The sequence below is a fragment of the Enterobacter sp. Taxon_8 genome (assembly GCF_058354585.1).
Genome location: NZ_CM177989.1, coordinates 2,436,832 through 2,458,011 on the forward strand (window position 1 = coordinate 2,436,832; position 21,180 = coordinate 2,458,011).

Here is a 21,180-nt window from a genome sequence, read left to right on the forward strand (position 1 = left end):
CCTCAAATACATTTGAAATAGTCGAAGGGCTCACGGCAGGTGTTGCAGCGATAGAGCGCTTTGCAGGCCGTCGAACCAAATTCACTGATAAGCGCGGTGTCGGTGCTGGCGCAGCGCGGGCAGCTCACCTCGGCTGGGGCGTGTGCGTGACAGCTATGCCCCACCGGCGGACTGATGCCGTACGCCCGCAGGCGCTCACGCGCGTCGGCGGTCATCCAGTCTGTGGTCCAGGCGGGTTCAAGCTGGAGCACAATGTGCACCGGAGTAAAGCCGTGCGCGGTCATCGCCTCACGGATCGCCCCCAGCAGGTGCTCCGTCGCCGGACAGCCCGAGTAGGTGGGCGTGAAGCCGATGACCCAGCCTTCCCCCTGCGCCTTTACGCTGCGCACCATGCCTAAATCGGTGATGGTTAACACCGGCACTTCCGGATCGGGGATCTGGCCTAACAGCGCCCAGATCTGCGGGATTTGCGCGGGCGCGATGTCGACGAGGCGTTGCATAGCGTTCTCCTTTACCACTGCTGACCGGGATACGCGCGCTGGAGATACTGCATTTCCGCCAGCATCGGGCCCAGATGTTCGGTATGCAGCCCCCTCTTGCCCCCGGTGCGGTACGCCACCTCGGCGGGCACCTGCAGGCAGGCTTCATTCAGACCGGCAAAGACTTCACTTTCCCACGGCTGACGCAGGAGGCGCGGGTCAACCGCCACACCGGCGTCAATCAATTCCAGCTCAACGTCATCCGCCTCAAACAGCTCCGCCGTAAAACGCCACAGGCTGTCGATGGCCTGCTGCATTTTTTGCGCGGACGTTTCGCTGCCGTCGCCCAGACGCACCAGCCAGCCGCGGCTGAAGCGCAGGTGGTAGCGCGCCTCTTTAATTGCCTTGGCGGCAATGGCGGCAAGCTGGCCGTCGCGGCTTTGGGTCAGGCGTTCGTACAGCGCCACGTTCCAGGCATCCATCAGGTACTGGCGGGCAATCGTGTCGGCGAAGCTGCCGTTCGGCTGCTCCACCAGCAGGACGTTGCGGAACTGGCGTTCGTCGCGACCAAACGCCAGCGTGTCTTCATCGCCCTGGCCTTCCAGCTCCGCGGCATAGGTCAGGAAATTGCGCGCCTGGCCCAGCAGGTCGAGACCGATATTGGCGAGCGCGAGGTCGATTTCCAGCTCCGGCGCGTGGCCGCACCAGGCGCCGAGACGCTGGGAAAGCACCAGACCGTTGTCGCCCAGACGCAGGGCATAGGCAGTCACTGAATTCATTCTTTGCCTCACATGTGCTCGATGCCGTCAGGGATGGTGTAGAACGTCGGATGTCGATAGACCTTGCTTTCCGCCGGGTCGAAAAACTCGCCGCTCTCTTCCGGCTGGGACGCGACAATCTCGCTCGCCTTAACCACCCAGATAGAGCACCCTTCGCTGCGCCGGGTGTAGGCATCGCGCGCATTTTCCAGCGCCATGCGGTCGTCGGCGGCATGCAGACTGCCCACGTGACGGTGGGATAACCCCTGTTTGCTGCGTACGAACACTTCGTATAGCGGCCAGTAGACATTGCTCATGGTTATTTCCTCTTTATGCGGCCTGACGGGCGCGCTGTTTTTCGGCGTGCGCCAGCGCGGCTTCCCGCACCCACGCGCCCTCTTCCCAGGCTTTACGCTTGGCGGCCAGGCGTTCGTGGTTGCAGATGCCGCGCCCGATAATGACCTCGTCAAACTCCTGCCAGTCGATCTCGCCGAAGCGGTAATGACCGCTCTCGTCATCGAAGCGCAGGTCGGGATCGGGCACCGTCATGCCCAGCATCTCCACCTGCGGCACCGTGTTGTCGACAAAGCGCTGGCGCAGCTCGTCGTTGCCGAAGCGCTTGATTTTCCACGCCAGGCTGCGGGCGCTGTTCGGCGAGTTGTCGTCGTTTGGCCCGAACATCATCAGCGCCGGCCACCAGAAGCGGTTGATGGCGTCCTGGAGCATCTGGCGCTGGGCCTCGCTGCCCTGCGCCAGCACCATGCAGGCCTCAAAGCCCTGACGCTGGTGGAAGCTCTCTTCTTTACAGATTTTCACCATCGCGCGGGCATACGGACCATAGGAAGTGCGGCACAGCGCCACCTGGTTGACGATGGCCGCGCCGTCCACCAGCCAGCCGATCACGCCGATATCGGCCCAGCTCAGGGTCGGATAGTTGAAGATGGAGGAGTATTTCATCTTGCCGTCGAGCATCTTCTGGTAGATGTCTTCCCGCGCGCAGCCCAGCGTTTCCGCCGCGCTGTAGAGGTAAAGCCCGTGTCCGGCTTCGTCCTGCACCTTCGCCAGCAGGATCGCTTTTCGGCGCAGCGTCGGGGCGCGGGCGATCCAGTTCCCTTCCGGCAGCATGCCGACAATTTCGGAGTGCGCATGCTGGCCAATCTGACGGATCAACGTCTTACGGTAGGCGTCAGGCATCCAGTCCTGAGGCTCAATCGCCGTCTCCTGCGCTATGCGCTGCTCAAACCGTTGTTCTTGCGTCACGTCATCACCTTTATGATTCGTTAGTTTGCAAATTAAAGCGTAATGTTGAATCACTTTGTTTTTTAAAAGTTACACAAAGGTTAAATATAACCCCAAGAATTGTTTCCTGATTCTGTGACGTTGCTCGCAAGCCTTTTGCTGAAAGCCTTGATAAGCGGGCCTTCGTATTCTGAAATTCATCCAGTCAGATCACATCATTAACAATTCATTAAAAACGCCGCTTGATTTTTATGATTCATGATTAAACTATTAATGAGTAAATTACGTAACATTTGGAGATAAGCGATGCAGCAGTTAGCCAGCTTCTTATCCGGTTCCTGGCAGTCTGGCCGGGGCCGCGAACGCACTATTCATCACGCCATCAGTGGCGAAGCGCTGTGGAGCGTGACCAGCGAAGGGCTGGATATGGCGGCCGCCCGTCGCTATGCGATTGAGCGCGGCGGCGAAGCGCTTCACGCGATGACCTTTATCGAACGCGCGGCCATGCTGAAGGCGGTGGCAAAGCACCTGCTTAGCGAGAAAGAGACGTTTTATGCCCTGTCCGCCCAGACCGGGGCGACAAAATCAGACAGCTGGGTCGATATCGAAGGCGGGATCGGCACCCTCTTCACTTACGCAAGCCTGGGCAGCCGCGAGCTGCCGGATGACACCGTGTGGCCGGAAGACGAACCGATCCCGCTGTCAAAAGAAGGCGGCTTTGCCGCGCGTCACGTCCTGACCTCGAAGTCCGGCGTGGCGGTGCACATCAACGCCTTTAACTTCCCCTGCTGGGGGATGCTGGAAAAGCTGGCCCCGACCTGGCTTGCCGGCATGCCCGCCATCATCAAACCCGCCACCGCCACCGCGCAGGTGACGCAGGCGATGGTGAAATCCATCGTCGACAGCGGGCTGGTGCCGGACGGCGCTATCAGCCTGATCTGCGGCGGCGCGGGGGATCTGCTCGATCAGCTCGACAGCCAGGACGTAGTGACCTTTACCGGCTCCGCCAGCACCGGGCAAAGCCTGCGCGTGCACCCGAATATTGTGGCGAATGCCATTCCGTTCACGATGGAAGCCGACTCACTGAACTGCTGCGTGCTGGGGGAAGACGTCACGCCGGAGCAGCCGGAGTTCGCCCTGTTCATCCGGGAAGTGGTGCGCGAGATGACCGCCAAAGCCGGGCAGAAATGTACGGCCATTCGCCGCATTATCGTCCCGCAGAGCCAGATTGACGCCGTGAGCCAGGCGCTGGTTGCCCGCCTGGAAAAGGTGGTGGTGGGCGACCCGGCGCAGGAAGGGGTAAAGATGGGCGCGCTGGTCAACGCCGAACAGCGTGCGGACGTGCAGGAGAAAGTGGATCAGTTGATCGCCGCTGGCTGCCAGATCCGTCTGGGCGGCAAAGCGGATTTGCAGGCCGCGGGGGCGTTCTTCCCACCGACCCTGCTGTTCTGCCCGCAGCCGGATGAAACCCCGGCGGTGCACTCAACCGAAGCCTTTGGCCCGGTTGCGACGCTGATGCCGTATCGCGACGCGCGCCACGCAATGCAGCTTGCCCGCGCGGGCGGCGGCAGCCTGGCGGGCACGCTGGTCACCGCAGACCTGGACATTGCCCGCCAGTTTATTCTCGGCGCGGCGCGCGCCCACGGGCGTATTCAGATCCTTAACGAGGAATCATCAAAAGAGTCTACCGGCCACGGCTCCCCGCTTCCTCAGCTGGTGCACGGCGGCCCGGGTCGCGCGGGCGGCGGCGAAGAGCTGGGCGGCCTGCGCGCGGTGAAGCACTACCTGCAGCGCACGGCCATTCAGGGCAGTCCGACCATGCTGGCCGCCATCGGCAAGCAGTGGGTGCGTGGCGCAACGGTGCAGGAAGATCGCGTGCATCCGTTCCGCAAATACTTTGAGGAGCTACAGCCGGGCGACAGCCTGCTGACGCCGCGCCGCACCCTCACGGAAGCGGACATCGTGAACTTTGCCTGCCTGAGCGGCGATCACTTCTACGCCCATATGGACAAGATCGGCGCGGCAGAGTCGATCTTTGGCGAGCGCGTGGTGCACGGCTACTTCCTGATCTCCGCCGCGGCGGGACTGTTCGTTGATGCGGGCGTCGGGCCGGTGATTGCCAACTACGGCATGGAAAACCTGCGCTTTATCGAGCCGGTCAAACCGGGCGATACCATTCAGGTACGTCTGACCTGCAAGCGTAAAACGCTGAAGAAACAGCGCACCGCCGAGGAAAAACCGACCGGCGTGGTGGAATGGGCGGTTGAGATCTTCAACCAGCACCACCAGGCCGTGGCGCTTTACTCCATCCTGACGCTGGTGGCGCGCCAGCAGGGAGATTTCAGCTAACGCCCCTCACCCTGACCCTCTCCCCAAAGGGGGAGGAATCCCTGTAATTTTTTTAACCAGAAGCGATAAATTGCTTCAGGAAAATTAATGGCTTACAGCGATACCCTGGTCCGGCTGTAAATCGCCGAAGCGTTTCCGTAAGGCCGGGGCGAGGCGCAGGGATGCGCCGAGAGGGCGTGGCCTGCAGGGATGCAGGCTCATGCCCGACCCGATAGCCTGAAGGAATAAGCTGAGGGCACCGCGAAGCGGCGATTTACCGCCGGGAGCCCGGGTCGCCAGGGTGGTGGCGATTGAGCCACCCTGGCACGTTCACCGGTCATGTCGTTACAGAGTAGTAAGGAACATAAAGTGAACGGAATGACCACCACAGCCGTATGTTCCCCCTCACCCCAGCCCTCTCCCTCAAGGGAGAGGGGGTCGCCTGTGCTGACATCATTTGTGGGGAGAGGAAATGGCCCGGCATGTGATGTATCCCCGCTCTTTTTTTAACCTGGCAAGACTGGCAAATAACCTGGCAGATGCAGGCAAACGCTTTTCTCAGGCGCCTGTCAGGATAAGGCTGTCACAACACAATAAACACAACAAGATGAGGTCTACGATGGGAAGCAATTCTTCTTTTTCTGCCCGTAGAACGGCGCTGGCTATGGCCGTTGCGCTGTGTTGCGCCTGGCAATCCCCTGTTTTCGCCCACGGCAGTGAGGCGCATATGGTCCCGATGGACAAAACGCTGCAGGACTTCGGTGCGGACGTTCAGTGGGATGATTACGCACAGATGTTCACCATTGCGAAAGACGGCGCCTTTGTGAAGGTCAAACCGGGCGCTAAAACCGCCATCGTCAACGGGAAAACCCTCAAGCTCGAGGTGCCGGTGGTGATGAAAGGCAAAAAAGCCTTTATCTCTGACAGCTTCATCAACGATGTTTTCCAGTCCGGCCTTGACCAGACCTTCCAGGTTGAAAAACGCCCTCACCCGCTAAACGCGCTGACGGCGGACGAAATTAAGCAGGCCGTTGAGATTGTCAAAGCCTCAGCGGATTTTAAACCGAATACCCGCTTTACCCAAATTGCCCTTGCTGAGCCAGAGAAAGCCAAAGTGTGGGACTTTGTGCTTAACGGTACGGCGGTGGATGCCCCGCGTCAGGCAAAGATTGTGATGCTCGATGGGAAGCACGTTATCGAAAGCCTGGTGGATCTGAAGGATAAAAAAATCCTGCGCTGGGAGCCGGTGAAAGACGCGCACGGCATGGTCCTGCTGGATGATTTCACCGCGGTACAGCAGATCGTTAACGAGAGTACGGAATTTGCCGAGGTGCTTAAAAAACACGGCATCACCGACCCGAAAAAAGTGATTACCACGCCGCTGACCGTCGGCTATTTCGACGGTAAAGACGGCCTGAAGCAGGAAGATCGCCTGCTGAAAGTGGTGAGCTATCTCGACGTCGGCGACGGCAACTACTGGGCGCACCCGATTGAGAACCTGGTGGCCGTGGTGGATCTGGAGCAGAAAAAAATCCAGAAAATAGAAGAAGGCGCCGTTGTTCCGGTCCCGATGACGCCGCGCCCCTACGATGGCCGCGACCGTATAGAGACGCCTAAAAAACCGCTCGACATCATTGAACCGGAAGGCAAGAACTACACCATTACCGGCGATATGGTGCACTGGCAGAACTGGGATTTCCACCTGAGCCTGGACTCCCGCGTCGGCCCGATGATTTCAACCGTCACGTATAGCGACAACGGCAAAAAGCGCCAGATTATGTATCAGGGGTCGCTCGGCGGCATGATTGTTCCTTACGGCGATCCGGACGTGGGTTGGTACTTCAAGGCCTATCTTGATTCCGGCGACTACGGCATGGGTACCTTGACCTCCCCTCTGGTGCGCGGTAAAGACGTGCCGTCCAACGCGGTGATGCTCAACGAAACTATCCCGGACTATACCGGCTCGCCGATGGAGATCCCGCGCGCGATTGCGATTTTCGAACGCTACGCGGGGCCGGAATATAAGCATCAGGAGATGGGCCAGCCTAACGTAAGCACCGAGCGCCGCGAACTGGTGGTGCGCTGGGTGAGTACCGTGGGCAATTACGATTACATCTTCGACTGGGTGTTCCATGAAAATGGCACCATCGGCATTGACGCCGGCGCGACGGGTATCGAAGCGGTGAAAGGCGTGCAGGCAAAAACCATGCACGATGCCACCGCCAAAGACGATACAAAATACGGCACGCTGATCGACCACAACATCGTAGGCACCACGCACCAGCACATCTACAACTTCCGTCTTGATATGGACGTGGACGGCATCAACAACAAGCTGGTGGCGATGGATCCGGAAGTGAAGCCGAATACCGCCGGGGGCCCGCGCACCAGCACCATGCAGATTAATCAGTACGATATTGATACCGAGCAGCAGGCGGCGCAGAAGTTCGACCCGGGCACGATTCGACTGCTGAGCAACACAAGTAAAGAGAACCGCATGGGCAACCCGGTCTCGTACCAGATTATCCCTTACGCGGGGGGGACGCACCCGGTGGCAACCGGCGCGAAATTTGCACCGGACGAGTGGATTTACCATCGCCTGAGCTTTATGGACAAACAGTTGTGGGTGACCCGTTACCATCCGGATGAGCTCTACCCGGAAGGGAAATTCCCGAACCGCTCCATCCACGACACGGGCCTTGGGCAGTACAGCAAGGATAACGAGTCGCTGAACGATCAGGATGACGTGGTCTGGATGACCACCGGCACCACCCACGTGGCGCGCGCGGAAGAGTGGCCGATCATGCCAACGGAATGGGTGCATACCCTGCTTAAGCCGTGGAACTTCTTCGACGAGACGCCAACGCTCGGGAAGAAAAAAGACGAAAAATAACCACCCGCCGGGCAATAGCCCGGTTTTTTTTGCCCTGGCGTTTGAGGATCGTCCTGGCTTGCTTATAGTTACAGATATCTCATCGACATGATTTATCCCCCGGACGGGAAAGGGCTTTATGGAAAAAAGAAAAAAACCGTCGCTGGAACGGGCGACCTGGCCAACGCGCCATGCCATGGTCATGCACGGGCTGGCGATGAACCTGCCGTGGCTGGCCTTCGTCAATATCAGCTTTGCGGTGATGATTCTGCTGCGACACGTTCTGCTTAAGCCCAGCGATCCCCTTTATCCCCACTCGCCCCAGCTGACGAGAATGGTTGATGCCTCCATGCTCGGTATTATCATCCTCTCGGCCGCGCTGATCCTCATGGCCTGGCGGCGTATCGCCGGTATCAGCGTGGTGTTGTTTATCTGTAGCGCCATCTGGTCGGTCTCCTGCTTCTGGTTTATCACCCAGCTGCTGCTCCCGCACGTCTGGCCGCTGTGCGTTATTCTGTTACTCGCCGGTTTGACGGCGCTCTATTTCTACCCTGAAGGGCTGCTCGCCTTTGTGCTCCCGCTCTGGATCACCCTGCCGGTAGCAAGCTGGATACGAAACGATGGCCTCAACCTACACTTCGTTGTTATCTGGAGCGTGTTTACGCTGATCCTGATCTGCGGGCGTTTCATTCTGCTGAGCTGGTTTGACGAAGCCTGGCGACGTAACCAGCAAAATCAGCTGCTTATTTCGCGGCTGGACGCGCTGGCGCATCAGGACCCGTTAACCAAAACCGCCAATCGCCGGAAAATGGAGGTGGTGCTGGAGAACGCGGTTGAGCAGAAAAAAACCTTCTCGGTGATCATGCTGGATATCGACTACTTCAAGCGCTACAACGATACCTACGGGCACCAGGCGGGCGACGACTGTCTGACGCGCGTGGCGCGCGTGCTGAAGCAGTCCGTGCGCACGCCTGACGATGTGGTGTCACGCTACGGCGGCGAAGAGTTTCTGGTGATTCTGTTTAATTGCCCGGAGAACATCGCGGAAAAGGTAGCCCTGCGTATTCAGGACGGCCTGCGTACGGAAGCCATACCGCACGGCGCCTCGACGGTCAGCGACCATGTCACCGTGAGCATGGGGATTGCGAGCATGGCCGAGGGGTTAGCGGGCACCGAGATCATCGCCCGCGCCGATGCGGCGCTGTATCGGGCGAAAGAGGCAGGTCGGGATCGGTGGTCGCTGTAGAAAAAAAGCCGGGTGGCGGCTACGCCTTACCCGGCTTGCTTTTTAATACCGCACGCACACCGACTTGGTTTCACACCAGCCGTCCAGCCAGTCCGGGCCAAAATCGCGTCCGGTACCGGACTGCTTCATGCCGCCGAACGGCAGGTTGGCGTCGATCAGCGTATGGCTGTTCACCCAGACGGTGCCCGCCTGCAGCCTGTCGGTATATTCCAGCGCCTTGCTGATATTCTGCGTCCAGACGCTGGCCGTCAGGCCATATTCAGTGTCATTTGCCAGCTGGAGCGCCTCTTCCCCGTCGGAGACGCGCACCAGGTTGACCACCGGGCCAAACACCTCTTCGCGGGTCAGGCGCAGCGAGGCATCCGGGTTCACCACCAGCGTAGGTGAAACGTAATAGCCTTTGCCTTCCGGCCCCCGGTTACCGACGATCAGCTCCGCGTGGCGCGACTTCGCCTCATCGAGGAAGGTCTGCACCTTGTCGCAATGCGCGCGCGACACCAGCGGGTTAATAAACGCTTCCGGCGACATGCCTGGCCCGACGCTCAGGGATTTCACCGCCTGTTCAAACCCGCTGACCAGGGTGTCAAACAGCGGCGCCTCAATGTAGATGCGCGAGCTCGCCGCGCACACCTGCCCCTGGTTCAGGAAGCTGCCGGTCATCAGGCCTTCGATCACCCACGCGGGGTCCGCATCCTTGAGCACAATTGCCGGGTTTTTCCCGCCCAGCTCCAGGGTCACGCCGGTTAGCGTGTCCGCCGCCGCGCGGGCAATTTGCTTACCCGTCGCCGTTGAGCCGGTGAAGCTCACCTTCGCGATATGCGGATGAGAGGTCAGCGCCGCGCCACACACCGCGCCGCTCCCGGTCACCACGTTGAACACCCCATCCGGGATGCCCGCTTCACTGGCCAGTTCTGCCACGCGCAGCATAGTCAGAGGCGTGGTTTCAGACGGCTTAATGACGATAGAGCAGCCAGCTGCCAGCGCTGGCATCACTTTCCACATGCCGATCATCAGCGGGAAGTTCCAGGGCACAATCCCGGCCACCACGCCAACCGGCTCTTTACGCGTCCACGCCTGATAGCGGGCGCCCTGCGGCAGCGGGATAGAAAGATCGAGAGTTTTACCCGAAATTTTGGTGGTCAACCCGGCGGTATAGCGCATCCAGTTCAGGGTGCAGCCGACTTCAAACATACGGGAAATGTTGATGGATTTGCCCTGCTCCAGCGTTTCAAGCTGGGCCAGCTCCTCGCTGTGCTGTTCCACCAGATCGGCGAAATGGAGCAGGATCCGCTCGCGCTCCGCCGGGAGTTTTCCGGCCCAGGTGCGGGCCACAAAGGCGCGCCAGCCGGACATGACGGCACGATCAACGTCATCGACGCTGGCATCGGCAGTCGAGGCAATCACCTCGCCCGTAGCCGGGTTGTAGACGTTCAGCCGCTTTTCACTGTCCGACGCGGCCTGACGCCCTTCAATCCACAGGCCATGATGTCGGTCTAAAAACTGCTGCACGGCAGGCTGAATAGCCACCTGTGATTCAGACATAGGATACTCCTTCGTTATTCTTCGCAGGGTGTTCATCCAGTCTAAGAGGGGTTTTGCATTCTCGCTTTTGTCTCTGTGACATTCGCTTTGCCACCTGTGACAGGCTCCGCAAATCGCGATAATTGCCGCTTATATCGCTGTAACCGGTGAGTGTTCTTTCCTATAGTCAGCCTCATAGCTCTGACAAAATGCAACACAAATGCAACAATGCGAAAACGTTGACGGTGCAGTGAGAGAAACGATGGCGTGTGCAAGCGAGCAGGAACAGTATCAGCATTGGCTGGCGCAAATTAACCAGGTTTGCGGGCGTTTTAACGCGCAGCCCACCGGGGGTAAATTCTACGGCGAGCTGGAGACCAGCTATGCGCGCACCCTGAAGCTCAGCACCGTGACCGCAGGCGGAGTTAACCTGTTCCGCTCCCGCCAGGAGATCAAACAGAGTAACGATGCCTGGTTCTATACCGTGTTCCAGCTCGAAGGGAGTGCAGAAATTGAGCAGGATGACCGTCGCGCGCTGCTCAAAACCGGTGATATCACGCTGATTGACGCGTCGCGTCCCTGTTCAATCAACTGGCAGGAAAAATCCCGCCAGATTTCGCTCCTGGTTCCGCGTCAGATTATTGAGCAGCAGTGTCGTTTCCAGGAGATAAGCTGCGCGACCGCCCTTTCCCGCACCTTACCCACGGTACAGCTGAGCCATCGCCTGTTGATGGAGAGTATGAGCAATGCCGACCTGAGCGATCGTGAAAGCGAAGCGGCGCTCGAAGCGATGATCTGCCTGCTGCGCCCCGCTTTCCAGCAACGTGAAATCATTCAGCCGCGCAAGGAGCGCCAGTTCCAGCATGTGGTGGCGCTGATTGACGACCATATTCAGTCTGAATCGCTGCGTCCTGAATGGATTGCCGCCGAGAGCGGTATGTCCGTGCGCAGCCTCTACCGCATGTTTGCCGAAAAGGGGCTGGTGGTCGCGCAGTACATTAAAAACCGTCGCCTGGATCTCTGCGCGCAGGTACTGCGCACTGCTGGCGATGATGAAAAGCTGGCGGGCATTGGCTACAGCTGGGGGTTTACCGACCATAGCCATTTTTCAACGGCGTTTAAGCAGCGTTTTGGCGTCTCGCCGGGTGAATACCGCAGGCGCTACCGCTAGCTACTTTCTGAGCCATTTTCCGTTAATACCCTTCACGTACTCGCCCGGCTGCGCGCGGGCAACCAGTTTTTGCCCAGCCATTTTGGCCACTTCATCGACCGGCAAATTATTGCTGTCAGCCAGCTTCTGGTAGCTTTCCGTGCGCGCCGCGTTGATGCGATTGACCAGCGCCAGCGTTTCGGCGTCCTGTTGAATCGGGGCCAGATAACCGCTGAGGGTTTCCCCCACGCGCCCCTGCGCCCGGGCATCGTTCAGGGTGAGCGTAGCCGCCTGTACGTTCATCCCCAGCGCCAGCAAAATCAGAGCTACTCGTTTCATGGCGTCCTCAGAACAGATCGCTGCGCGATTTCAGCAGGGTTTCGACGTCTTTATCGACCTTAATGTGGATCTCATGTTCGATTTTGACATTCATATTGATGGTAATCGGCTCCTTTGGCGCAGCGACTTCAATGCGCGGCGTACAGCCGGTCAGTAGCGCGGCAACGGCAACGGTGAGCACACCAGCCATCTTTTTCATTGTTGTTCCTCACTTTCCTTGCCGGTCGAACTGCGGGGAGCAGGTATCGCCGCATGTTGCTCAAACCAGGTTTGCAGGTTGTCCCCAAAGCGCAGGCTACGCCAGAGGGTAAAGACATTCTCGTCATGGGTATAGTTCAGGTTGACGGAGCTGCTTTTGCCATCCACCCAGCTGTTCCCCTTGATGGTCGCCTGCATGGTTAATTCACCCAGATTATCTAAATTGATTCTCGTCCACGAACGCGAAATTTCCATATAGCGGAGCCAGTTAATCGCGGCACCCGCAACCATATTATCTTTAACGATGGCGTCGGCCGTATCTTTGTCGATGCGCAGCGTCATTGGGCCCGGGTTGGTGAGCCAGCCATCTTCAATGATCCATTTTTCATTGTCCAGCCAGAACGGCAGCGCCCCGCTGACTGGCCCCGACATGGCAAACTGTTTCGGATTAACGGCGCTAATCAGCTCGCTCGAAGAGATATTGTCCACCCGCAGCAGGGCCGGATCGTGCTGCGGCATCCGCAGCTGCTGCATGGTGATCTTCCCGCCGAGGGTTTCCACCTTCACGTTGGTGAGCAGCAGCGGATTGTCCTCCGTCCAGGGATAGTCCCCCTGTAGATCGGCAGTAATGTTGCGCGCGGTCACCAGGTTTACCACTTCACCGATGCGCAGCGTCACCGGACCGCGCGTGCCCAGAGACCAGGTTCCGTCGCTGAAGCGAAACGGCAGCAAAAAATCGACGCCGTTAATCTGGTTATCCGGCATCCAGGCGCTGCCGGATTTCAGCACGCCGTGCCCGCCCGCTTCAAAACCCTGATCGGCCGCCGCCGAGAAGGCGACCTGCGCATACAGTTCCCCGTCGCGCAGCGTCATTTTCCAGTCAGGCGGGATCAGCGGCTGGAATACGGTGAGAGACTGTTTCGGCCACCAGGCCTGCCCGCGCAGGCGTACGCCATCCCAGCGCCCGTTTACCTGTACCGGACCGATTTTGTCCGCGTGGAGGTCGCCCTTAAACTGAAAAATAGTCGGGTCGGTGCCGTCGACGCTAAAGGTCAGGACCGATGGCGGCAACACGCTGCCGCCGGAGAAACGGGTTTGCCCGGCGTTAAGCGACAGCGCGCCGCTGAAGGTCGGTTTTTCGGGGTCACGTAACCAGCGCACCGGTTGATCCAGCACCAGGCGAGGCTTGCTGACCTCCATCGTGCCGTACTGGAGCTTGTCAAAACCGGTGGAAAGCGCCGTCAGCTCAATAAGATTGTCGCGCCACTCGCCTTTCCCGGCGACATCCCAGCGGGCATGCATCGGCGTAAAACCGCCTTTACCCCAGTAGCGCCACTGCCACAGGCCGTTATCGGGTAAGAAGTCGCTGGCCTGACCGTCCAGGTGGAGTTCAAAATCGCCCATCTCGTTTTCATGGGCGCGCAGAATCGCCTGTAAACGACCGTCCACCCCCTTCTGGGTGAGCTTCACGCCCGCCAGCGGCCAGCGGATTTCATCGATATCAAGTGAGTCAATGATGCGCCCGCGCGAGCGGAGCAGCGCGCCCGGCTCAAAGGCCAGCTTCGGTTCATACAGGCTGCCGGTCAGCGTTGCGGGCAATTTAGCGTAAAGAATGAGATCGTTTTGCTTTGCCTCGCCGCTCAGGTGCAGAGGCATGTCGCTGTTTTCCATGCTGAGCCTGCCTGGCCCGATATTCAGTACCGCGTTCCCTTTCCCCGCATCACCGTGGGTAAGCACATTCAGCCGTCCGGTCAGGGTGGCTTTCTCCAGCCCCTGCTGCCAGTTGTCGGCGCGAAGGGACACCCGCCCGCTCAGCGGCATACCCGAGAGATCCCAGTTCCAGCGCCCGTCGCTGATGTTCAGCTGTTCCGCCGTGATCTGCCACGGCAGGTCGAGCAGCGGATCGGGATTGTCCCGCGCCATCACCACCAGCTGTCCCTGATTGTCTTCCCAGTCCAGATCGGCATCGACCAGAGACGTCAACTGTGGCACGTTAAAGGTCGCGACCGCGTGGCCTTTCACCGGTACGCCATCCGGTACCAGCGGCAGGGTAAATTCGCCCACCAGCTTAATCGGCTGCGGCTGGTCCGGGAGCTGTACATCGAACTGGCTGACCGAGAGCGTCTGACCGCGAAGCGTGCCTTTAATGCTGACCTGCTCGCCTTTATAGGCGATCTCCTGACTGGACGGGGTCAGCGACGCACGCAGCTCGCCCTGCCACTGCTGCCAGGGAGAGAGCGTCAGACGGTGAATCGTGAGCCAGGTATTGGGTAATACTGCCTGCCATTGCGCGAGCGTTTTCGGGGCGACCGTTGAAGGCGCTGACTGAGGAATTTTGCTCAGACAGACGGAATTTAAATCCAGCGCGCCGATATCCAGCTTCCAGCGGCTCGGATGTGACAGCGTCACGTTATCGATGCGGGCAATTTCGCAGTCTTCAACCAGATAGCGAAGATTGGGGATCACCAGCGCGTGGCGGGTTAGTTTCGGGCTCTCTTCGAACGCGATGCGCGTCCCCACGGGCAGCCAGATCCCGGCGAGCGTCGGGACCCACTGGGCGAGCGTCATCAGCAGCGTCAGCGGCAACAGTATGAACAGCAGTAAAAGCGCAAGAGCGGCTTTGTATTTACCCTTCATGGGCAGTTAATATCCTGATTTAGCGAAAGAATTAAGCCGGCAGTGCCGATCATTGTCGCATGTTTAGCCAGTCAGTTGAAGGGAATGCCATTTTTAAGGATAGATGCTCTAGAATAATTGATAGAACTTATTGAATTAAATAATATTTTAGAAATTGTAAGATAATTTTAATCATGCTAACGTGAATGCAAAATCACTGGAGAAAGTCTTATGAAACTCGCGGTATATAGCACAAAGCAGTACGACAAAAAGTATCTGCAACATGTTAACGAGGCTTACGGGTTTGAGCTTGAATTTTTCGACTTTCTGCTGTCCGAAAAAACCGCCAAAACGGCGCACGGCTGTGAAGGCGTCTGCATTTTCGTAAACGATGACGGCAGTCGCCCGGTGCTGGAAGAGTTGAAAAAACAGGGGGTGAAATATATCGCCCTGCGCTGCGCGGGCTTTAATAACGTGGACCTCGACGCGGCGAAAGAGCTGGGTCTGAGGGTGGTGCGCGTCCCGGCGTACTCCCCGGAAGCGGTCGCGGAACATGCGATTGGCATGATGATGTCGCTCAACCGTCGTATTCACCGCGCTTATCAGCGTACCCGTGATGCCAACTTTTCTCTGGAAGGGCTGACCGGCTTTACCATGTACGGCAAAACCGCGGGCGTGATCGGGACCGGTAAAATCGGCATCGCCGCCCTGCGCATTCTGAAAGGCTTCGGCATGCGTCTGCTGGCGTTCGATCCGTACCCGAGCGCCGCAGCGCTGGATCTGGGCGTGGAATATGTCGACCTGCCGACGCTGTTCTCGCAGTCCGACGTGATCTCCCTGCACTGCCCGCTGACGCCGGAGAACTACCACCTGCTTAACCAGGCGGCATTTGACCAGATGAAGGATGGCGTGATGATCATCAACACCAGCCGCGGCGGGCTGGTTGATTCTCAGGCCGCTATCGAAGCGCTGAAGACCCAGAAAATTGGCGCGCTGGGGATGGACGTGTATGAGAACGAACGCGATCTGTTCTTTGAAGACAAGTCGAATGATGTGATCCAGGACGACGTATTCCGTCGCCTCTCTGCCTGCCATAACGTGCTGTTTACCGGCCACCAGGCGTTTCTGACTGCCGAAGCGCTGATCAGCATTTCGGAAACCACGCTGGGGAACCTGCAGCAGCTGGAAAAAGGCGAAGCGTGCCCTAACGAACTGGCATAAGCGTGACGCCGGGTGGCGGCTATGCCCCACCCGGCGTACTGTCCGTTTCCCAGCTCCGGTGCGCAACGCGCCACCAGAGCAGGACGGCCACCAGCGCAATCGCGCTCAGGACACTGAATGCCGTGGCAAATGAGTAATGACCTGCAATCGTGCCGGTTAACGCCGGGCTCATGGATGCCCCAATCCCCTGCATCAGCATCACCACACTCTGCCCGGCATTGACGTGCCCGCTCCCGCGCAACAGCACCACGATAAACGACGGTACCGCGACGCCCAGGATCCCTGCGGCCAGCCCGTCAAGAATTTGTACCGGGATCATCATGAGCGGCGCGTCCGTAGACGCCGCCAGCGCGGCGCGCACCGGCATCACCAGCAGCGCCAGCATAATCAAGCGCCAGTAGCCGTAGCGGTCTATTCGGTGGGCGACCCAGATGGCGACGGGGATCATCACGGCCTGAGAGATGATAACGGTGCCCGCCGCGTACAAACCGGGGTTGATCGATGCGGGTGCCGCGGCCACCCTCATGCTCAGCATCGGCAGCAGCGCGGCGTTCGCCAGATGAAACAGCAGCAGCGTCAGGCCTGTCACAAACAGCGCCCGGTTTTTAATCAGCACGGCAAAGCCGGGAACCGGCAGGCTCTCCGAAGAGGACAGTCCTCTCGCCGCGTCGTTATCAATATCCCGGTTGCGAATGGCAAGCAGCGCGCAGAGCGTTAACAGCGTGGTACAGGTCATCAGCAGAAAAATCCCGCCGACTCCCCAGTACCAGGCAATGCCGCCTGCAATCAGTGCGGTAACAAAGTTGCCGCCGTGATTGAACGCTTCGTTTCTACCCATCTGCGCGCTGAATCCGCTCTGGCCGGTCAGACCCAGCGTAATCCCGGCGATCAGCGGCCCGACAAACGCCGCACAGATACCGGTGACGATTTGCGACACGGCGACAACGCCGCTCTGCTGGCTAAACCAGAGCAGGAGCGTGCTAAGGGTGATGAGCAGGCACACCAGCGCCAGCACGCTCCGCTTGCTGCGTGAGGTGTCGGTGATGAATCCCGCCGGCAGCGTGGCCAGTAATCCCGCCAGACCACCGGCCGTCATCAGGATGCCGATATCATCAGGGGTCCAGTGGCGTTCGGTCAGAAAAATACCGAGAAAAGGACCGAGGCCATCGCGGACATCCGCGATGAAAAAACTTGTCAGGCATAATGCCCGCAGCGAACGAAGAGACATACTTCCTGCCTTTGTCTGTTATCGCCTGAAAAAAAGGAAATGTAGTATACCGGGTATTTTTGAAAATCAGATGACGTCTTAAAAATATGCCTTTCGAACTTAAACAATTCATAACGGAGGCTGTTTTTTCGCTTTACTCATTATTTCGCCTGACTATACTGGCAATAAATTTTCACAGGAGACCTTCGTTGGAAAGTCATTTTATCGTCGATACGAAGGTAAGCTAGCGCAATTTTCTCGCTGCTTACCTGAAAGGGTGGGCAGCAATCCTCTTTAAGCGATTGTATCCCGAAATAGTAAAACCACTCAATTTGTGGGGCATCGCATGTTCATGTTTACACATTCACTCTTTCCGCCACCGTCGTCCTGACACGTTTAGCATTTAAACGGCGTTATGATGTGCTTAGCAAAGCACTGACGCTTATTATTTATTAACGTTTACAGGCGACAGGCTGATGCTCCCTTATATCTCTCATCTGCTCGCAGCGATGCTGCTGGGCGCAATTATTGGCGCGGAAAGACAGTGGCGCCAGCGTATGGCCGGACTTCGTACCAATGCACTGGTTGCCACGGGCGCGGCAGTGTTCATCTTAAGCTCGGTATCCACCTCTCCTGATAGTCCGGGGCGCATCGCAGCACAAATCGTCTCCGGAATAGGCTTTCTTGGCGCAGGCGTCATTATGCGTGAAGGAATGAATATTCGTGGTCTGAACACCGCCGCCACGCTGTGGTGCTCGGCCGGAATTGGCGTGCTATGTGGTTTAGGCCAGTTCTGGAATGCCGCTATGGCCAGCTTAATTATTCTCTGCGCCAACATATTGCTTCGCGAAGCCGCGCAGCGGATTAATCAGCTGCCCGTGCTCCATGAAGGCGAAAAAAGCTATGTTCTGAAAATCACCTGTGCTGACGAGCATGAAGATGCGGTGCGGCAAAGCGTCGTAAATATGGCGAAAGAGTTGACGTTAAGTCTGAAAGCGATTTATTCCGCCACGGCGCAGGCTGAGGGAAAAACCGAAATTCGGGCTGAGGTGATTACCCGTGAGGAATACCGAAAATTACTCGAACTGATTATGGGCAATATGGGCGGGAATAAAATTATTGCGTCCGTTAGCTGTCACGCAATGTAAATACTCAACCGGGCGAGAAGCCCGGTTTTTCAGTTACGCTTCCCTGAGTGAAAACGCGATTTAGAGATTTACTCTGCTTGCGTTTAAATTTAAGTCCGTAATGGCGACCGGTTTTCCAAGCAGGTAGCCCTGAACCTCATCACATTTATTTTCTTTAAGAAAAGAGAGCTGTTCGACGGTCTCCACCCCCTCTGCGGTTACCGCCATGGAATAGGCTTTCCCCAGGTCGATAATTTTCTCCACGACTGACTGGTTCTGCGGCGAGTCACCCAGGGTAAAAATAAAGCTCTTGTCGAGCTTAAGCCCATCAAATTGAAACTTCCGCAGATAGCTCAGAGAGGCGTAGCCGGTTCCGAAATCGTCAATCAGAATGCGCACGCCCATTTTTTTGAGAGACTTCATGGTCTGCAGCGTTTTTTCAGGATCGGAAAGCGTTACGTTTTCCGTCACTTCTATTTCCAGGCGGTTGGATTCAAGCCCTGTTTCGCGAAGTAGCTCTTTAATCCTTTCAGCAAGATCGCTTGCCTGGAATTCGATAGCAGAAATATTTACGGATACCGATAATCCCGGCAATTTTTCTTTCGTTTCCGCACACGCTTTGCGTATGACCCAGTTGCTCAGGCTAATAATAAGCCCGGTTTCTTCTGCCAGCGGAATAAACTGGTCGGGCATTATGGTCCCCCGAGTCGGGTGCTGCCAGCGTACCAGCGCTTCGACGGCCTCTATTTTAGAATACCGGAGGTTATAACGGGGCTGGTAAACCAGGTAGAGTTGTTCTTCGCGAATCGCGGTCTTCAGCTCTACTTCCAGTTTCCTGCGTTCGGTCAGCTTTTCCGACATATCCGGGCGATAATAGACCCATCGGTTTCTGCCGGATTGCTTTGCCTGATACAGCGCAATATCTGCATAGCGTAGAAGATCGTTTGCGCTGATGCTATCCCGGGGAGCCTGTGCAATGCCCATGCTTACACCTATCGCTACCTCATTCCCTTCAATGGAAAAAGGTCGGTTCAGTTCTTGCACAATACGGCGACACACCTCTTCAATCTGGTCTTGCTGGCTGGTGTTGCCGAGGAGAATCATAAATTCATCACCTCCCTGCCGTGCGACAAAATCACCTCGTCGAACGCAATATTTAAGACGTGAAGCGACCTCACCGAGCAGAGCATCCCCAGTAGAGTGCCCAAAAATATCATTGACGGGTTTAAACTTGTCTAAATCGAGACAAATCATGGCAAAGGGATAATGGTTAAGGTCTTCTTTAGCCAGCTGGCCTGCCAGAAATTCCTTAATATGATAGCGGTTCGGCAGACCGGTTAATTCATCATGACGTGACAGAAACTCCACACGTTTTGTTGCTTCAACTTCCTGAGAGACATCGGTTGCCGCGCCTCGCAAAACCACCGTTCCATCAGGCTGAGCAGAAAATTTTGCCAGGAGCGTGCAATATGACGTGGTTTGATGCGCGTGAGTATAAGGACAGTTTTTAAATTCAAAGCGCTCAGTTAAGTCCCGCTGGCTGGCACAGGCATGTGATAACCCGCTAGTCGACGGAAAGAGTTCATCCAGGCTGCGGCCTATCCATTTGCTATTTTCATATCCCGTTATTGTAGTAAAACGACCTGACAGCCATGTTATCTTTAACGATAAATCTGTTTCCCAGAACCAGTCGCTGGTTGTTTCACTGACGTCCCGGAATCGTTTTTCACTCGTAATTAGATTTAATCGCGCCTGCTCAAGGAGAAAGCTATTTTCATCAAGCATTCTCGCCTTGTGCATAATATGACGCATTAATATTAGCGTCATTGATACCGTCAGAACGACTGAAAGAATGAGTAATGGCAAAAAATAAATTATCAACGCCTGGCCGGGATTTTCACCGTCCCAGATAATTTGCACATCACCATTCTGGGTGCTTAAGGTAAATTCCGTCTGATTATTTATTTGAGAAGTCACTGTAGCCGGTGAGGTACGAACATTCAGAATGCCGGCATCCTGCCCAATCGTGAGGAGTTTTTTAGCCGTTAACTTATCTATAAACACCATTGTCGAAGATTTTCCCGGTAAGGGTTGCACGCTCGTATCATCGCCGGTCGTTATCCATTCAGCAGAAACAATGGCCGGGACCGAATTGATAAGCGTTAGCACAGAAACCGGCAATCCATTTTTTATGCTTATCTCACGCAGTAAACGGTCTTTGGTTGATTTGTCTAACCAGCGCTCCAGATCCTGAAGCTTCAGTTTCCCGTCAACCACGCTGTATCGCGTGCTCCCTTCCGGAGAGAGAACAAACACCCCTTCGTAGCCAAAGTTGTCATACAGGGACTTACCCAGATTCTGCTTATCCCATGCCCAGTGAACGTCAGTGGTCAGATGAAGATGTTTGTAGGCATCTCCCCACTCGGCATTGTCTTTCAAATGACTTCGCATGTTTTCCTGGCGGGTATCCAGGGCCTTCCTTAACAAAAATTCATCGTGCTTGTCGCTGATTTCATTAACATTATCTTTTATTATGAGCAGGGAAATTATTGCTGCAATAAAAATACTTATCAACAACGTTACTATATAGCTAAAAGTTTTATTTATCAGGCCTTTAGAAGGCTCGGTATCCGTGAAGCCCGGATTGTTCAGAGGTAGGGTCATCTTTCGCCTTCTTGACTGCTACTGCGTCGATTCTTATGCCATTTTCATTTATCGGCACAAAATAATAAAAATTTATAGCTAAAAATTCGCAGTTAAAAGATTTTTTATTTTTACAATCCAGATCAAAGTATTAATTATTCACTCACTTACAGACTACACTTGGAAAATTATATATACCGGTAGAAGCGAGTTTTAATCTCACATTTTTTATTTAT

The 21,180-nt window shown here is 56.5% G+C and carries 16 protein-coding genes; 6 read left to right on the top strand and 10 right to left on the bottom strand.

Translation table 11 applies throughout. The features are described 5' to 3' along the window. Positions 1-2: 2 nt before the first annotated feature. From paaD to paaA, 4 genes are read right to left on the bottom strand one after another with little or no spacing between them, the layout of a single operon-like run. Positions 3-500 carry a 1,2-phenylacetyl-CoA epoxidase subunit PaaD gene (paaD, locus tag AC4IBF_RS11485; RefSeq protein ID WP_133294326.1) on the bottom strand — a complete coding sequence of 166 codons (498 nt, stop codon included), beginning with the start codon at positions 498-500 and terminating at the stop codon, positions 3-5. Between the two features lie 11 nt (positions 501-511). Beyond that, a complete protein-coding gene (paaC, locus tag AC4IBF_RS11490; RefSeq protein WP_133294325.1) occupies positions 512-1,258 on the bottom strand; it encodes a 1,2-phenylacetyl-CoA epoxidase subunit PaaC in 747 nt (248 codons plus the stop codon). A gap of 8 nt (positions 1,259-1,266) precedes the next feature. Then, positions 1,267-1,554, bottom strand: coding sequence for a 1,2-phenylacetyl-CoA epoxidase subunit PaaB (gene paaB / locus AC4IBF_RS11495; protein WP_003857353.1), 288 nt, complete (start codon positions 1,552-1,554; stop codon positions 1,267-1,269). A 13-nt stretch (positions 1,555-1,567) separates the two neighbouring features. Next, complete coding sequence (paaA, locus tag AC4IBF_RS11500) at positions 1,568-2,497, bottom strand: 1,2-phenylacetyl-CoA epoxidase subunit PaaA (protein ID WP_232057385.1); 930 nt, start codon at positions 2,495-2,497, stop codon at positions 1,568-1,570. Positions 2,498-2,782: 285 nt separating this feature from the next. Here paaA and paaZ point away from each other — a divergent pair, with 285 nt between their 5' ends. The 3 genes from paaZ (at position 2,783) to AC4IBF_RS11515 (ending at position 8,922) form a co-directional block, all read left to right on the top strand. Next, positions 2,783-4,825, top strand: coding sequence for a phenylacetic acid degradation bifunctional protein PaaZ (gene paaZ / locus AC4IBF_RS11505; protein ID WP_491462829.1), 2,043 nt, complete (start codon positions 2,783-2,785; stop codon positions 4,823-4,825). A 598-nt stretch (positions 4,826-5,423) separates the two neighbouring features. Then, the gene (gene tynA, locus AC4IBF_RS11510) at positions 5,424-7,697 is read left to right on the top strand and encodes a primary-amine oxidase (protein WP_491462830.1); all 2,274 of its coding nucleotides are present in this window, start codon (positions 5,424-5,426) and stop codon (positions 7,695-7,697) included. Positions 7,698-7,815: 118 nt separating this feature from the next. Further along, positions 7,816-8,922 (top strand): GGDEF domain-containing protein, encoded by a 1,107-nt coding sequence (locus AC4IBF_RS11515; RefSeq protein ID WP_136194791.1) that lies wholly within the window; start codon positions 7,816-7,818, stop codon positions 8,920-8,922. A gap of 42 nt (positions 8,923-8,964) precedes the next feature. Here AC4IBF_RS11515 and AC4IBF_RS11520 read toward each other — a convergent pair whose 3' ends face one another. Next, on the bottom strand, positions 8,965-10,464 hold the full coding sequence (locus AC4IBF_RS11520; RefSeq protein WP_133294321.1) for an aldehyde dehydrogenase family protein: 1,500 nt from the start codon (positions 10,462-10,464) through the stop codon (positions 8,965-8,967). 241 nt (positions 10,465-10,705) lie between these two features. Here AC4IBF_RS11520 and feaR point away from each other — a divergent pair, with 241 nt between their 5' ends. Then, on the top strand, positions 10,706-11,614 hold the full coding sequence (gene feaR, locus AC4IBF_RS11525; RefSeq protein ID WP_133295424.1) for a transcriptional regulator FeaR: 909 nt from the start codon (positions 10,706-10,708) through the stop codon (positions 11,612-11,614). On the opposite strand, the gene AC4IBF_RS11530 is transcribed toward feaR, so the two are convergent. From AC4IBF_RS11530 to AC4IBF_RS11540, 3 genes are read right to left on the bottom strand one after another with little or no spacing between them, the layout of a single operon-like run. Further along, complete coding sequence (locus AC4IBF_RS11530; protein WP_115874948.1) at positions 11,615-11,932, bottom strand: YdbL family probable chaperone protein; 318 nt, start codon at positions 11,930-11,932, stop codon at positions 11,615-11,617. It abuts the gene before it with no gap. Between the two features lie 7 nt (positions 11,933-11,939). Continuing rightward, complete coding sequence (locus tag AC4IBF_RS11535; RefSeq protein ID WP_014169918.1) at positions 11,940-12,131, bottom strand: YnbE family lipoprotein; 192 nt, start codon at positions 12,129-12,131, stop codon at positions 11,940-11,942. Then, on the bottom strand, positions 12,128-14,767 hold the full coding sequence (locus AC4IBF_RS11540) for a YdbH family protein (RefSeq protein ID WP_133294320.1): 2,640 nt from the start codon (positions 14,765-14,767) through the stop codon (positions 12,128-12,130). The genes AC4IBF_RS11535 and AC4IBF_RS11540 overlap by 4 nt, the downstream gene beginning before the upstream one ends. A 210-nt stretch (positions 14,768-14,977) precedes the next feature. On the opposite strand from AC4IBF_RS11540, the gene AC4IBF_RS11545 reads away from it, so the two are divergent. Beyond that, positions 14,978-15,967, top strand: coding sequence for a 2-hydroxyacid dehydrogenase (locus tag AC4IBF_RS11545; RefSeq protein ID WP_136194789.1), 990 nt, complete (start codon positions 14,978-14,980; stop codon positions 15,965-15,967). 19 nt (positions 15,968-15,986) lie between these two features. On the opposite strand, the gene AC4IBF_RS11550 is transcribed toward AC4IBF_RS11545, so the two are convergent. Beyond that, the gene (locus AC4IBF_RS11550; RefSeq protein WP_133294318.1) at positions 15,987-17,195 is read right to left on the bottom strand and encodes an MFS transporter; all 1,209 of its coding nucleotides are present in this window, start codon (positions 17,193-17,195) and stop codon (positions 15,987-15,989) included. Between the two features lie 455 nt (positions 17,196-17,650). On the opposite strand from AC4IBF_RS11550, the gene AC4IBF_RS11555 reads away from it, so the two are divergent. Beyond that, positions 17,651-18,322 (top strand): MgtC family protein, encoded by a 672-nt coding sequence (locus AC4IBF_RS11555; RefSeq protein ID WP_133294317.1) that lies wholly within the window; start codon positions 17,651-17,653, stop codon positions 18,320-18,322. A gap of 60 nt (positions 18,323-18,382) precedes the next feature. Here AC4IBF_RS11555 and AC4IBF_RS11560 read toward each other — a convergent pair whose 3' ends face one another. Continuing rightward, positions 18,383-20,965 carry a bifunctional diguanylate cyclase/phosphodiesterase gene (locus AC4IBF_RS11560; protein ID WP_133294316.1) on the bottom strand — a complete coding sequence of 861 codons (2,583 nt, stop codon included), beginning with the start codon at positions 20,963-20,965 and terminating at the stop codon, positions 18,383-18,385. Between the last annotated feature and the right edge of the window lie 215 nt (positions 20,966-21,180).